This window comes from Nautilia lithotrophica, assembly GCF_054656815.1.
In genome coordinates, this window is the sequence record NZ_BAAHXN010000002.1 from 167,801 (window position 1) to 181,701 (window position 13,901).

A 13,901-nucleotide genomic window follows, 5' to 3' on the forward strand; every position below is an offset into this window, starting at 1 on the left:
CTAAGAAAGGTTGGCTATGGATGAAATTCAAGAGTTATTAGAAGACTTCCTCATCGAAGCGTTTGAAATGATTGAGGAGATGGATCAGGATTTGGTTGAACTTGAAAATTCGCCTGATGATCTGGATCTTTTAAACAAAATATTCAGGGTTGCGCATACAATAAAAGGTAGCGGTAGTTTTTTAAATTTTGACAAACTGACAAGACTGACACATCATATGGAAGCCGTTTTGGATAAAGCCAGAAAAGGCGAGCTTACCATTACACCTGAAATTATGGATGTAATTTTAGAATCAGTAGATGCCATGAAAGGTATTTTAGAATATATCAGAGATAACGGCGATGATAGTGCTCCTGAAATTGATATAGAACCGATAGTAAGTAAACTGGATGCAATTGTTAACGGCGAAAATGCGCCAAAAGAGGAAAGTAAATCATCAGAGCCGGAAGGGAAAAAACCAAGAATAGTCGGAAATATCAATCTTGATGAGATAACACTTGAAAATGCCGATGAAATAGACCTTGATTCACTTGAACCTGAAGAACTTGATGCGGTTCTTGAGCATCTCGTTGAGCTAAGAAATAAAAAAGAACAGCCTAAAAAAGTCGGAAATATCAATCTTGACGAGATTACGCTTGAAAATGCCGACCAGATTGATTTGGATTCATTATCGCCTGAAGAGGCCGACGCTGTCTTAGAACATTTAGTTAATCTTAGAAATCAGCAACCAGCACAAGAAAACGAACAGCCAAAAGAAGAGAAAAAAGAAGAGAAAGAAAACAAACAAGAAGAAAAAACACAAATAACACCTGCAAAAAAACAGGAACTTTCAAAAGAACAGAAGAAAAAAGAAGTAAAAAAAGCAATTTCATCCGTAGCCGAGCAGACAATCAGGGTTGATGTAAAAAGACTTGACCAGCTTATGAACTTAATCGGTGAGCTTGTTCTTGCCAAAAACAGACTTATTAAAATATACAACGATGTAGAAGAAAGATACGAGGGTGAAAAATTCTTAGAAGAGCTAAATCAGGTAGTGTCAAGTATTTCCATAGTTACTACGGATTTACAAATCGCCGTTATGAAAACGAGAATGCTTCCAATCGGTAAAGTGTTTAACAAATTCCCAAGACTTGTCAGAGACCTTTCACGCGAACTCGGTAAAAAAGTAAAACTGATAATCGAAGGGGAAGATACAGAACTTGATAAATCAATTATCGAGGAAATAGGCGATCCTTTGGTTCATATGATCAGAAACTCTGTGGATCACGGAATAGAGCCGCCAGAAGAGAGGGTGAAACTCGGAAAACCGGAAGAAGGAACCGTTTGGCTTAGAGCTTACAATGAAGGTAATATGATTGTTATTGAAATAAAAGATGACGGAAAAGGAATGGATCCTGAACTGCTTAAGAAAAAAGCAATTGAAAAAGGAATTATTACCGAAAGTGAAGCTGCCAATATGAGCGATAAAGAAGCGTTTATGCTTATCTTTAAACCAGGATTTTCAACTGCTGCGAAGGTTACAAGTGTTTCAGGGCGTGGGGTTGGAATGGATGTTGTTAAAACAAACATCGAAAAACTTAACGGAATTATTGAAGTTGATTCGGCACCTGGTAAAGGCAGCACGTTTAAGCTTAAAATCCCTCTAACGCTTGCAATTATCCAGGCACTGCTCGTTGCAAGTCAGGAAGATCTGTTTGCCGTGCCTCTTTCAAACGTAATAGAAACGGTAAGAATAGTAGAAGAAGATATTTATACGATTGAAGGTAAAAGTGTTCTTAAACTACGTGAAGAGGTATTGCCTCTTGTAAATATGGCCGATATTTTTGAAATTGAAAAAGTCCTTGAACCTGAAAAATATCTATATGTAGTTATTTTAGGACTTGGTGCTACTAAAATCGGTCTTATAGTTGACAGGTTTATTGGACAAGAAGAGATAGTAATCAAATCTCTTGGTGAGTTTTTAAAAGGAATTCCTGGTATTGCCGGTGCAACAATCAGAGGTGATGGTAGGGTTACGTTAATTATTGACGTTGGAAGTTTAATGAGGCTGGCGAAAGAGACCCATAATAAAAAAATTGTAACCGAATCATTAAATGAAGCTAAAAAGAAAAAAGAAAAACCTGAAGATTATACGGTTATGCTTGTGGATGATAGCGCTATGGATAGAAAAATTATGCGAAATGCATTGGAAGAATTGGGAGTTAATCTGATAGAGGCGAAAGACGGGGTTGAAGCACTTCAGATGTTAAAAAGCAACGATGTCGATGCAATGCTTATAGATATAGAAATGCCTAGAATGGACGGATATACATTAGCGCAGGAGATTAGAAAATACAACAAATACAGAAAACTGCCTCTTATTGCCGTAACAAGTAGGACTACTAAAGCAGACAGGGTAAGAGGTGTGGAAGTTGGAATGAACGAATACATTACAAAACCATATACGGCTGAATATCTGCAAAACGTAGTTAGAAGAAATTTAGGATTATAAAGGTAAAACATGGGAAGCTTAAATGAAATAGTAAAACAACAGCAGCAGTCATTAACAAAACCGGAAGAAAATATATCCGAAGAGATTGTTCAACTTGTAGGCTTTATTGTAGGTGAAGAAGAATTTGCAGTGCCTATTCTTTCAATTCAGGAAATTATCAAACCTATTGAATGGACAAGGGTGCCTTTTACGCCTGATTATGTTTTGGGTGTGTTTAACCTGAGGGGGAATGTTTTACCATTAATCGATTTAAGAGTCAAATTTGGCGCTTCGGCAAACGAAATTGATGAAAACACAAGATTTATAGTTATGAAGATAAAAGATGAAGATGTGGCCTTTATAATTGACAGATTGACTTCAGCACTTAGAATTAAAAAGAAAAACATCCTGCCTCCACCGGATACATACTCTAATGACGATGATATAATCGAAGGTGTTGGAAGAATGGATGATGGAAGAATTATTACTATTTTAAAAGTTGATAATTTAATAAAAAGGGAAGATATAGTCCCTAGTAATGAAAGTTAGTCTTTTAAATAAACCATATCGTTAAGAAGTAAAAGAAGCTCGCCTAAAATTTCTTTTTGTTCCTCTTCGTTTTGAATATTTTTTTCTATGTTTTCTTTCAGCATCCACTCTATTTCATTTATGTCATAATCCAGGTCTATTAAAATTTCCCTTATTTTCTGGGTAGGTTCAAGGAATTCTATTTTATAGTTTCCTTCTTCGTCAAAACTTACAATCGCTTCGTTTGTAAAACTGAAAAGATTGTGTTTCATTCCGAGTATTTCCTGATACGCACCTACCAAGAAAAATCCTAAATAATACTTTTCTTTTGAAAGATCCACATCATGAAGATATATAGGGTTTTCTTTGCTAAACGGAATTTCGCCATCACTATCACAAGTAATATCCCATATGGTCGCACTTCTGTTTGGCGTAACGTTTAATTTTGTAAGAGGCATTACAGGAAACCTCTGTCCAAGGCCCCAAAAATCGGGAAGGCTTTGAAAGATTGAAAAGTTTGCGAGGTATTTTTCCTGGATTTTTTCATTGATTGATTTAAGTTCTTTATTTTTAAAGCCTCTTGAAGTGGCGTAGCTTAGGGCTTTTTTGATTATCAAATGCACCAGTATTTCGCTGTTGCTTCTGTCTACCAGATCAATATATCCAAGATCAAAAAGTGTTAAAAGGCTTTCGAAATGATCCAGTGCGTCATGGAAATATTCTATGTAGTTGCCTTCGTTTATCGTATCGTATAAGTCAAAAAGCTCTTCCACCAAATCAGGGTTTTTGTTTTTAAGTCTTAATGATTTTTCGCTGTATTCCTGAGAGAAAAGCTCAATTACAGGGGCTATAAGAATAGTGGAAGGCGATGCGATAAAACGGCCGCTTTCGGTGAAAATATCAGGCATCGGAACCTGCTTTTTGTTTGAAATTTCTTTTAAAAGATACACGACGTCGTTGCTGAATTCTTCAATCGAATAGTTTTTATCCCTTTTTTCTTCCCACTGCGAATACTCAATTGCTAAACCTCCACCTATATTTATGGCGCTTAGGTTTTTGGCACCGAGTTTTCTAAGGTCTGCATATATGTTTCCGCTTTCCCTTATCGCTTTTTTTAGCGGTGAAATGTCGTTAATCTGGCTTCCGATATGAAAATGAATCATTTTTAATTTATCAAGCATTCCGTTTTGTTTTAAAATTTCAATAGCTTCTATGATTTCTGTGGAACTAAGCCCGAATTTACTCTCAATTCCGCCGCTTTTTGCCCATATTCCGACACCTGAAGTGTGAAGACGGATTCTTATTCCGATATTTACGGGCATTTTGTGGTATTCGCTGCTTACTTCTATAATGGATTTAAGCTCGTTAAGACCCTCAATTGTAATTGTCACGTTATATCCCATAAATCCCGCTATGAATGCCAGGCGGATCATATCTTTGTCTTTAAATCCGTTGATAGTTATGGGTGCCGTTTTGTTGTTATAAGCCATGGCAAGTATAAGTTCTGCCTTGCTTCCGGCTTCAAGCCCGTAATTGTATCTGTTTGCTATTTTTATAAGCGGTTTGAGAAATGTCGGAAACTGGTTTACTTTCAGGGGAAATACGGCCTGAAACTTTCCTTTGTATTCGAAATCTTTTATGGCTTTGTTGAATGACGTATAAAGGGAATTTATCTGTTTTCTTATAAGATGCGGGAAACGGAGAAGAATAGGCCCTTTTATTCCTTTTTCTTCAATTTCTTCTATGATGTCTATAAGTGCCGGCTGGTTTCCGTAGTTTATTTTCAGTTTGCCGTTTTCTATAAAAAAGTTGTTGGCACCCCAGATGTCGATTCCGTAATTCATTTTTCAGCCTTTATAGGTTTGTTGGTTGTTGTGTAATCGTTTAATCGATACACATAACTTTTATAATTCTTTTTCGAAAAATGTTTTGTTTTTAAGCTCTTCCTCACCTACTATCATTGCTTTTTTATAATTACCCTTATCCGCCGCTTTAAGGTGTGCTTTTAGCGATTTTACTTTCGGTTCGAAATATACTTTTTGTTCTTTTCTTAAGTTTTTGGCTTCTTTTTGGGCAAATGGTAAGGCATCTTCGAGCATTACGCCTATATAGATTCCTTTTCTTTCCTCTTCGGTTTTTACTAGCTCCATTATTCTTTCAATCCCGATTGCAAATCCAACGCCCGGCGTAGGTTTACCGCCTAAAAATTCAACGAGTCTGTCGTATCTTCCGCCCCCGGCTATTGCGCTTTGCGCCCCTATCTCGGTTGATACGAATTCAAACGTTGTTTTGGTGTAATAATCAAGCCCTCTTACAAGATTTTTATCGACTTCATATTTAATTCCTAAATTTTCAAGGCCTTTTTTTAGGGTTTCGAAATCTTTTTGGCAGTTTTCGCACAGATTGTCCGTAATTTTAGGTGCGTCTTTTAAAATCGTCTGGCAGTTTTCGACTTTGCAGTCAAGTGTTCTTATCGGGTTTTGTGTGATTCTTCTTTGGCAGTCTTCACAAAGAGAGTCTTTGTGGGCATTTAAAAATTCTACCAGTTTTTCTCTGTATTTTGGCATACATTCACTACATCCCAGGGAATTTATTTTTAAAGTGTAGTCAATTCCGAGTGCGTCAAAAATATCCGCCGCCATTGCTATAATGTTTATGTCTTCATAAATGCTCGGTTCACCGAAACTTTCGATTCCGAACTGATGGAATTCTCTGAGTCTTCCTTTTTGCGGTCTTTCATATCTAAACATCGGACCGAAATACCAGAATCTTTTAGGTGTTCCGGCTTTGTCGTATTTGTGTTCTATAAAGCTTCTGACCACCCCGGCGGTGCCTTCCGGTCTTAGGCATACATCGTTTCCGCCTTTGTCGGTAAACTGATACATCTCTTTATTTACAATGTCACTGCTCTCGCCCACGCTTCTTTTAAAAAGAGCCGTCTCTTCCAAAACAGGGGTTTCTATATACGAATATCCGTAGTTTTCGGCTATTTTTCTTGCGGTATCGAATATTTTTAAAAAGCGAGGATCTTCAATGTCTTTCATACCTCTTAATGCTTTAATCATACAAAACCTTTTTAATGAAATTTTATCTAAAATTTGTAATGAATACTCAGCTCAACCGCTTCTTTTAATTTAAAATTATATGCTTTGGAATAGAGAATAAAAGGTTTGATTTCATAATATACTCTTTTTGTGTGAAAAAGATTTTGTCTGTAACTGATAAACCACGTGTGTGAGTAGAAAAACGGGGATCTGTTTTTTTCACCGCTCAGTTCGTATCCTAATATAAATATTTTTTTGTAAAACGGGGTGTGTCTGTAAAATCCGAGCGTGTAAAATAGATTGTTTTTTTCGTCTTTGTTTGTAGAGATTGTGAGTGTTGAGGTTTTTTGGTTTTTGTTTATCGAAAACTGGGTGCTCTCTTCCCAGTAAGAATTTAAGTAATAATCAAATTTTTGCAAAAAGGTTAAATTAAACTCCCCGTGTTTTTCTATTGTAAATGAATTTGAGAGAAACGTTTTGATTTTGCCTTTTTTTAGCCGTATATATGGTCTGATTTTAAATTTTACTGAGGTGAAATTTTCCGAAATTTGTTTTTTGGCATCTCTTGGTTCGGTTTTCTTTTCAATTTTAAATGAAGGAAGTCTTAGATGAAGTGAAAAGGACACATCGGTTTTGTGCGAAAGGGTTGAATACTCTGCCGAGAGGTTGAAAAACGATTTTTCGGGGTTAATATTAAGATATGCCGGAATAATGTAGTTTATCTTTGAAATAAAATCTTTTTTAAAGCCGATTAATATTTCTTCAATGGTATTGTTTTCTATTTTGGTATGTTTATACAGCGTTTTTTCTGAAGCCGTTAAAAAATTGAATATAATTATTAGTATAATAAGCTTTTTCATTTTGATATTTTACCAAAGGATTTTAATGAATATACTTTTTATAGGCGATATTGTAGGTAAACCCGGAAGAAAAATGGTTAAAAAATTTTTGCCTGAAATCAGGAAAAAATATGAAATAGACTATGTTATAGCAAATTACGAAAACGCAGCTCACGGGTTTGGAATAACCGAAAAAGTGTATAACGAGCTTAAAAATGCCGGAATAGATATATTTACGGGCGGTAATCACACGTTTGATAAAAAAAAGGACGCTTTTAAGCTTTTGGAAGAAAACAAAATTTTAAGACCTCTTAACTATTTTGAAGCCCCCGGCGGGTGGTATTATGAAGATGAAAACATTATAGTAATTAGCGCTATGGGGATATTTGCGATGCCTTACGGGAAAAATCCATTTATTGAACTTAACAATTTCGTAGAAGGAAAAGAGAAATATGTTTTTGTGGATTTTCACGCAGAAGCCACGGCTGAAAAGAGAGCAATGTATCTGATGTTAAAAGGCAGGGCAGGTGCGGTTGTAGGAACGCATACACATATAGGCACGGATGATCTGGAAATAGATGAAGGGACATGTTATTTGACGGATATCGGACTTAGCGGATGCAGGGATAATGTAATAGGAATGGAGGCAAAGGCGCCTATTGCCCATATGCTAACAGGCCTTAAACATAATTTTGACGTAAAAGAAAAATGCTCAAAAATATTTCAGGCCCTTTTAATAAAAACCGACGGCAGAAAATCAATCGAAGCCAAAAAATTAAAAGCCGTTGATGACGGGGAACTTGTAATAACGCAGGAAGTTGTATGCTCCGGGATAAATAGTAAAACCGAAGAAAAGGCTGAAAATGGAATTCAGTAATTCCTACGAGCTTTTAGAAGAACTTAGAGGCAAAAACCTGCTAACAAACAAACCCAAATATTGGTGGCCGGGTTACGGAACGTTTGAAGTTGTGGTAGGGGCTGTTTTGACGCAGAATACGAAATGGGAAAATGTGGAAAAAGCACTAAATAAATTGAGAATTGAGAATGGAGAATTAAGAATTGAAGAAATTGCTTCATATGATCCGATCTATTTAGCCGAACTTATAAAACCAGCGGGTTTTTACAATCAAAAATCAAAGCGCCTTATTACCTTGAGTCGTAATATTTTGGGGGATTTCGGGGATTTTGAGAATTTTAAGGAAAATGTTGACAGGGAGTGGCTACTTTCACAAAAAGGCATAGGTTTTGAAACGGCCGATTCGATTTTGTGTTATGCCTGCGGCAGGGATATTATGGTTGTGGACGCTTATACGAGAAGGCTTTTAAAAAAACACGGATATGAGTTTGAAAGTTACGATGATATGAGGGAATGGTGCGAGAGGGGAATTGAAGAAAACTGGGAAAAACTATCGGATGTTTATGAAAACAGCCTCAATCTGTGTTATGCGAGATTTCACGGAAAAATTGTTGAATTTATGAAGAAATAGAATGGATAAGCTTTTTTTTAACGGGGTTGAAATAAATTACAAAGTTGTTAAAAAACCGATTAAAAACCTCTATCTTGAGGTAAAAGACGGATTTGTCGAGATTAGGTGCAACCGGTTTGTGCCGAGGTTTCATATTGAGAGATTTATTTTAAAGCACGCGGAGCATATCATTCATAAACTCCAAAACAAAGAGTTTTTTTATCTTTTTGGTAAAAAATACGACTCAAACGGAATGGATATAAAAGAAATTTTCAAAGAAAAACTGCCGCCTTTGGTGCTTGGATACGTTAAAATATATTCACAAAAAATGAATCTGCATCCGTCTAAAATATCTTTCAGGTTTAATAAAACGAGATGGGGAAGCTGCAGTGCCAAAAACGCTTTAAGCTTTAATTATTACCTTGCCCAGCTGCCCGAAGAGCTTATAGAGTATGTTGTGGTGCACGAACTTGCCCACATAAGACACAAAAACCATTCAAAAGATTTTTGGAAAGAAGTGGAAAAATACCTACCGGATGTCACAAAACGGCGCAGGGATTTAAGAAAATTTGAAAAACTATTATAGGAGAGAGGATGGAAAATATCTATTTACTGCTTGGAATAATCGGTGTTTTGGCCGTCGTTTTTTTGGCTTTTGCGTTGTTTATTAAGAAAAAGAATACCCAACTTCTTAATATGCTTAATGAAAAAGAAGAGATAATCAATGAGCTTGCGGCAAATCTTCAATATGAAAAAACACAGGGCGCAATAAAAGAAGAACAGGTGAAAAACCTAAACGAATATAAAACAAAATATGAAACCATTGAAAAAGAGTTTTTTAAAAACAAAGAGATGCTTAAAGAAATTATGACAAAATACGAAGAAAGCCAAAAACAGCTTTCCGATAAAAATATACAACTTGAAAAACTTGAAGATGAACTTAAGCGTTTGAATATGTTAAATTCCGAACTTCAGGTTGAAAACAGGGATCTTAAAACCAGACTTGAAGAGAGTGAAAAAGCATTTGAAGAGAAACTCGAACTTCTTAAAAAAAGCGAAGAAAAATTAAAAACCACTTTTGAAAATCTTGCAAACGAAATTTTGGAAAAAACAAACGAAAAAATGACAAAAACTTCAAAAGAAAACTTACTGCAGATACTAAACCCGCTTCAAAACCAGATGAAAGAGTTTAAAGAAAAAATAGAGTTTTTAAGCAAAGACGAAGCCGAAAAAATCAGCGCCCTTCAAAACGAACTCAAAAACCTGAAAGAATTGAGCCACAAACTCTCAACAGATGCCGAAAACCTTACAAAAGCCCTTAAGGGTGAGAGCAAAACACAGGGTAACTGGGGTGAAATGGTGCTTGAGAGAGTGCTGGAGTTAAGCGGGCTTGAAAAAGGCAGGGAGTATGAGAGGGAAGTAAGCCTCAATGACGAAGACAACAGACGCTACCGCCCGGATGTAATAGTTCATCTGCCAAACAGCAGGGATGTGATAATAGATGCCAAAACATCTCTTAATGCATATCAGGAATATATAAAAACGGAAGATAAAACGTTCATAAAAGCGCACATCCAGGCACTGAAAAAACATATAGACGATTTGGCCGAAAAGAGATACGAAAACCTAAAAGGCGTAAATTCACTTGATTTTATATTTATGTTCGTGCCTGTGGAAAACGCACTTTTACTTGCCCTTGAAAACGATCCGGGGCTTTTTGAGTATGCGTTTAAAAAACGGGTGGTGCTTGTATCGCCTACCACTCTTTTGGTGTCTTTAAGGGCGATTGAGAGCAGCTGGCGGTTTGAAAGACAGGCCAAAAACATCGATGAGGTGGTAAAAGCGGCCGAGAGTCTTTACGACAAGGTAAGGGGATTTACGGAAGATTTTGAGAAAATCGGCAAATCGCTTGAAAGCGCGCAAAAATCATTTGACAACGCCAAAAACAAACTTACATCCGGAAGGGGCAACGTCCTAAGACAGGTGGAACTACTAAAAGAAAAAGCCGGAATCAAACCAAAAAAAGAGATTTCAAAAGATCTAACCGACACCGCACTGATAGAAACTTCCGAAAATTCTTAATAAACGTCATTTTTTGTCTTTCTTTTCTTTTAAAATGGCAATAAAAAAGGAGTGATTATGCATTTCGAGAATTGGATGTATTGGGGCGGCGGGTTTGTTTTATTGATCTTTATTGTAATGATGTATAACTCTTTAATTGCCAGAAAAAACATGGTTGAGAATATGTATGGTGCAGTGGATGCACTTTTGAAAAAAAGAGTGGATATGATTCCCAATTTAATTGCGAGCGTAAAAGAATATATGCAACATGAGAGGGATCTACTTACAAAAATTACGGAAATAAGATCCCAAATTTTGCATACAACGGATGAAAATGAAAAGATAGAACTTGAAAGCAGATTAAGCGGGTATTTAAGGGATTTGATGGTTAATGTCGAAAATTATCCGCAACTTAGGGCAAGCGAAAATTTTATGCAGCTGCAAAACGCCATTAAGGATGTGGAAGATCAAATTTCGGCGGCAAGAAGGGCTTATAACCAGGCAGTGACTGATTATAACAATGCAATAGAGATGTTTCCGACTAACATACTGGCTTCGATGATGGGATACACCCGCAAAAAAGTATTTGAAATTCCTGAGAATGAACGTGAAAACATAAACGTTGCCGATTATTTTAAAGGCTGAAAATGCAGGAAGTTGAATTGTTGAGAAAAACAGCCGTTTTTAAAGTATTATTGGCTGTTGTTTTGGTTGGAATTGTAGGATATTTGACTTTTAAATTTGCCGTGCTTTGGTGGCATTATTTAATAGGCGGGGTTATAGCGCTTTTAATTATCGGAATGGCGATATCGGCAGTTGAAGATTACAAATCTGCGTTTATCGAGAGGATATTAAAGCCTCTGTTGAAAAGCAATGATTTACATTTTTTCCCAAAAGAAGGGTTTAAAGAAGATGAAGCCCTCAGCAGTAATCTTTTCAACTTTGAATATGACGATTATGATTCGCATAGTCTTGTGGTAGGTAAGGATTTCAGGCTTGCGTATGTGGAATTTACGAAAGAAGAAGAGGATGAAGATAGCGAAGGGAATATAGAAATAAGAACGGTTACAAAGTTTGCTGGTTTTTTGATTTTTTTAAAGCACAACAGATTTGTGAGAGATTATGTATTGATTGAACCATCAAGCTTTCATTTGAGTGATTTTTTGCCAGTTACGTATGATAAATACAGGGTAAAAATGGATAATCCGGAATTTGAAAAACTTTTTGACGTTTATAGTGCGGATCAGGTTGAGGCGAGGTATCTGCTTGATCATAATTATATGGAATTATTGATAAAATTATACAAAGAAGCGGATGTGAAGTATCTTAGTTTTATAAAAGATTTGGTGTTTACAAAAATTGAGTATGATGATTTTACACAAAACATACCGCTTTTTGAACAAATAAATGATAAAATAATCCGAAAAATTCTGTTTCCTGTGGAATATGCAATTTTTTTAAAAGAATCATTAAACAAGGGGTTTTATGAAGGATAAAAAAGTTTTTAACATACTTCAGATTTTAAAAGACCTTTCAAAACTCAACACAATCTGCACAAAAGAATACGCCCAAAAAATGAATGTGAGTGTGCGCACCATTCAGAGGTATCTTGAAGATATAAGCGAGTTTTTCGATATTGAACTGGTTCAGGAAAGTAGAGGGTGTTATAAATTTTTGAATTTTGAGAAAGTTAGGGAAATTCTTCTAAATCAGGAAGATTATGAGGATTTTGAAAAGTTTGCAAACATCGTTTCCGCATTTAATCCCAATCTGCTTAAATACTTTAATGTGGAAGAAAAGCTGCTTAAAAAAATAATTGACGATGAGCTGTTTTATATAAAAATATCACCTTTTGAAGAGATAATGAACTTTTCGCTTTTTCAGAAAGTAAAAAAGGCAATAAAATATTCCCAGACGATCGATGTGGAATATGAGGGTGAGCGTTTAAGATATTTTGAGAATTTAAGACCCCATAAAATAGTTTTTGCCGAAGGGAACTGGTATCTTGTAACACAGGATGACGAAGAGTTAAACGGCGGTGTGAAATTTTTAAGGCTGAATTTTATAAAAAAAGTGAATTTAAAATCCAAAGAATTCAAAAAAAACAGAGAGCTTTTAAAATTTATCGAAAATTTTCAATCGTTAATGAGCGCTTATGACAAACCGAAATTCGAGGTTATTGTTTTTGTAGACCAGGAAGTGGAGAGACATTTTAAAGCCAAAAAATTCTTAGATTCGCAGACTATCGTAAAAGACACCAAAGAGGGGCTTATACTCAAATATTATATTAATGATGAAAACGAAATACTGCTTTTGGCAAAGGAATGGATGCCTTATATGAAAATAATTTCACCCTCACATCTACAGGATAAACTTGAAAACATTGCAAAAGAAATTTTGGATTAGTTATAATTTTTAAAAAGGTTTGTTATGACTTTGGTAAGTGTGATAGGGGATTTTTTCTCGTCGGTGGCTCCCGTTTTTTATGATTTTTTTGATGATATTTCAACACACATAATTATTTCGGACGATTCTAAAAGAGACTCACAATACGCCAGAAAATTTAAAGAGGGCGTAAAAAATTTCTGTATCGAAAAAAACAAAACCATAACCCAGCATTTCGTAAGAATAGATGAGGATTCCGGCAGTGCAATTGACAAAGCCTGCAAATATATACTCGAAAACTCAAAAGGCGACATATACATCAACATAAGCGACGGGCTTGCCACGTTAAATACCATAATGACTCAAAAACTGCTTAATAAAGGCGTTAAATTCATTTCATACGATATTTTTGACAATGAATACCATATCATAGGCCAAAACGGGATAATAGAAAGAAAAAAAGCCAAACCTATGGGCATAAAAGAGCACTTTTTGCTAAAAGGCGTTGAGGTATGGTTTAACAGCGACATAAATTTTGCCGTTGCCAATGAAGAGCATATCAGTGAAATTTTTGAAAAACATCATCAAGAATACAGAAAATTAAAATTCTCCTTAACCGTTAATCCAAATGACAAAAGATTTAAACATCAGTATAAAAAACCTACGCAATACAATTTTCCTAATATTTACAGGTGTTTAAAAAACATGGGCCTTAGTTTTAGATCAGATAAACAGCTTTTAACCGGGGGACTTTTTGAATATTATATTTATCTTCGGTTAAAAAAATACGATTTTGATGACATATCAGTCAGCACCGTAGTATATGACAACGGCTTTAAAAACGAATACGACGTATTGGTGATTAAAAACAATCATCTTCATATAATAGAATGCAAACATAAAGACAAAATGCTTGACATGAACGAAGTGGTATATAAATACGCCGCGCTTAAAAGAATAGTCGATTACGATTCGAAAGCGGTGATTGTCTCTTTAAAGGAAAAAGTTGAGGAAATGATAGAAAAAAGAGCGGGAAATTTCGACATCAGGCTGATTAATTTCACACCCGGGAAAATAAAGGAAATATATGAATTTTTAAAGGCTTAAA

General features: G+C 35.6%; 13 protein-coding genes. 10 read left to right on the forward strand and 3 right to left on the reverse strand.

The window, feature by feature from the left end; translation table 11 throughout:
- The first annotated feature begins 16 nt into the window (after positions 1 to 16).
- On the forward strand, positions 17 to 2,491 hold the full coding sequence (locus ACYQ19_RS05430) for a hybrid sensor histidine kinase/response regulator (RefSeq protein ID WP_459978417.1): 2,475 nt from the start codon (positions 17 to 19) through the stop codon (positions 2,489 to 2,491).
- Between the two features lie 9 nt (positions 2,492 to 2,500).
- A complete protein-coding gene (locus ACYQ19_RS05435) occupies positions 2,501 to 3,019 on the forward strand; it encodes a chemotaxis protein CheW (RefSeq protein WP_459978418.1) in 519 nt (172 codons plus the stop codon).
- Here ACYQ19_RS05435 and speA read toward each other — a convergent pair.
- From speA to ACYQ19_RS05450, 3 genes are read right to left on the reverse strand one after another with little or no spacing between them, the layout of a single operon-like run.
- Positions 3,016 to 4,842, reverse strand: a complete 1,827-nt coding sequence (speA, locus tag ACYQ19_RS05440; protein ID WP_459978419.1) for a biosynthetic arginine decarboxylase — start codon at positions 4,840 to 4,842, stop codon at positions 3,016 to 3,018. The genes ACYQ19_RS05435 and speA overlap by 4 nt on opposite strands.
- 60 nt (positions 4,843 to 4,902) lie before the next feature.
- Positions 4,903 to 6,063: a histidine--tRNA ligase gene (gene hisS, locus ACYQ19_RS05445; protein WP_459978420.1), complete on the reverse strand. Its 1,161-nt coding sequence runs from the start codon at positions 6,061 to 6,063 to the stop codon at positions 4,903 to 4,905.
- 26 nt (positions 6,064 to 6,089) lie between these two features.
- Positions 6,090 to 6,902 (reverse strand): hypothetical protein, encoded by an 813-nt coding sequence (locus tag ACYQ19_RS05450; protein ID WP_459978421.1) that lies wholly within the window; start codon positions 6,900 to 6,902, stop codon positions 6,090 to 6,092.
- Positions 6,903 to 6,927: 25 nt separating this feature from the next.
- On the opposite strand from ACYQ19_RS05450, the gene ACYQ19_RS05455 reads away from it, so the two are divergent.
- The 8 genes from ACYQ19_RS05455 to ACYQ19_RS05490 are packed head-to-tail and all read left to right on the forward strand — an operon-like array spanning position 6,928 to position 13,900.
- Positions 6,928 to 7,758 carry a TIGR00282 family metallophosphoesterase gene (locus tag ACYQ19_RS05455; RefSeq protein WP_459978422.1) on the forward strand — a complete coding sequence of 277 codons (831 nt, stop codon included), beginning with the start codon at positions 6,928 to 6,930 and terminating at the stop codon, positions 7,756 to 7,758.
- On the forward strand, positions 7,745 to 8,368 hold the full coding sequence (locus ACYQ19_RS05460) for a 3-methyladenine DNA glycosylase (protein ID WP_459978423.1): 624 nt from the start codon (positions 7,745 to 7,747) through the stop codon (positions 8,366 to 8,368). The genes ACYQ19_RS05455 and ACYQ19_RS05460 overlap by 14 nt, the downstream gene beginning before the upstream one ends.
- Before the next feature lies 1 nt (position 8,369).
- Positions 8,370 to 8,933 (forward strand): M48 family metallopeptidase, encoded by a 564-nt coding sequence (locus ACYQ19_RS05465; protein WP_459978424.1) that lies wholly within the window; start codon positions 8,370 to 8,372, stop codon positions 8,931 to 8,933.
- Positions 8,934 to 8,941: 8 nt separating this feature from the next.
- On the forward strand, positions 8,942 to 10,429 hold the full coding sequence (locus tag ACYQ19_RS05470; protein ID WP_459978425.1) for a DNA recombination protein RmuC: 1,488 nt from the start codon (positions 8,942 to 8,944) through the stop codon (positions 10,427 to 10,429).
- Positions 10,430 to 10,486: 57 nt separating this feature from the next.
- Positions 10,487 to 11,053 (forward strand): LemA family protein, encoded by a 567-nt coding sequence (locus tag ACYQ19_RS05475; protein ID WP_459978426.1) that lies wholly within the window; start codon positions 10,487 to 10,489, stop codon positions 11,051 to 11,053.
- A gap of 2 nt (positions 11,054 to 11,055) precedes the next feature.
- Positions 11,056 to 11,904, forward strand: a complete 849-nt coding sequence (locus ACYQ19_RS05480) for a DUF3137 domain-containing protein (RefSeq protein WP_459978427.1) — start codon at positions 11,056 to 11,058, stop codon at positions 11,902 to 11,904.
- Positions 11,894 to 12,814 carry a helix-turn-helix transcriptional regulator gene (locus ACYQ19_RS05485; RefSeq protein WP_459978428.1) on the forward strand — a complete coding sequence of 307 codons (921 nt, stop codon included), beginning with the start codon at positions 11,894 to 11,896 and terminating at the stop codon, positions 12,812 to 12,814. Before ACYQ19_RS05480 ends, ACYQ19_RS05485 begins: the two co-directional genes overlap by 11 nt.
- Positions 12,815 to 12,838: 24 nt before the next feature.
- Positions 12,839 to 13,900 (forward strand): Card1-like endonuclease domain-containing protein, encoded by a 1,062-nt coding sequence (locus tag ACYQ19_RS05490; protein WP_459978429.1) that lies wholly within the window; start codon positions 12,839 to 12,841, stop codon positions 13,898 to 13,900.
- Position 13,901 lies beyond the last annotated feature (1 nt).

Bases quoted from the DNA above. Each gene is read 5' to 3' on its own strand.
- ACYQ19_RS05465 (WP_459978424.1), top strand. From the start codon at position 8,370: ATGGATAAGCTTTTTTTTAACGGGGTTGAAATAAATTACAAAGTTGTT.
- ACYQ19_RS05460 (WP_459978423.1), top strand. From the start codon at position 7,745: ATGGAATTCAGTAATTCCTACGAGCTTTTAGAAGAACTTAGAGGCAAA.
- speA (WP_459978419.1), bottom strand. From the start codon at position 4,842: ATGAATTACGGAATCGACATCTGGGGTGCCAACAACTTTTTTATAGAA.
- ACYQ19_RS05485 (WP_459978428.1), top strand. From the start codon at position 11,894: ATGAAGGATAAAAAAGTTTTTAACATACTTCAGATTTTAAAAGACCTT.
- ACYQ19_RS05475 (WP_459978426.1), top strand. From the start codon at position 10,487: ATGCATTTCGAGAATTGGATGTATTGGGGCGGCGGGTTTGTTTTATTG.
- ACYQ19_RS05450 (WP_459978421.1), bottom strand. From the start codon at position 6,902: ATGAAAAAGCTTATTATACTAATAATTATATTCAATTTTTTAACGGCT.
- ACYQ19_RS05435 (WP_459978418.1), top strand. From the start codon at position 2,501: ATGGGAAGCTTAAATGAAATAGTAAAACAACAGCAGCAGTCATTAACA.
- ACYQ19_RS05430 (WP_459978417.1), top strand. From the start codon at position 17: ATGGATGAAATTCAAGAGTTATTAGAAGACTTCCTCATCGAAGCGTTT.
- ACYQ19_RS05480 (WP_459978427.1), top strand. From the start codon at position 11,056: ATGCAGGAAGTTGAATTGTTGAGAAAAACAGCCGTTTTTAAAGTATTA.
- ACYQ19_RS05470 (WP_459978425.1), top strand. From the start codon at position 8,942: ATGGAAAATATCTATTTACTGCTTGGAATAATCGGTGTTTTGGCCGTC.
- hisS (WP_459978420.1), bottom strand. From the start codon at position 6,063: ATGATTAAAGCATTAAGAGGTATGAAAGACATTGAAGATCCTCGCTTT.
- ACYQ19_RS05455 (WP_459978422.1), top strand. From the start codon at position 6,928: ATGAATATACTTTTTATAGGCGATATTGTAGGTAAACCCGGAAGAAAA.
- ACYQ19_RS05490 (WP_459978429.1), top strand. From the start codon at position 12,839: ATGACTTTGGTAAGTGTGATAGGGGATTTTTTCTCGTCGGTGGCTCCC.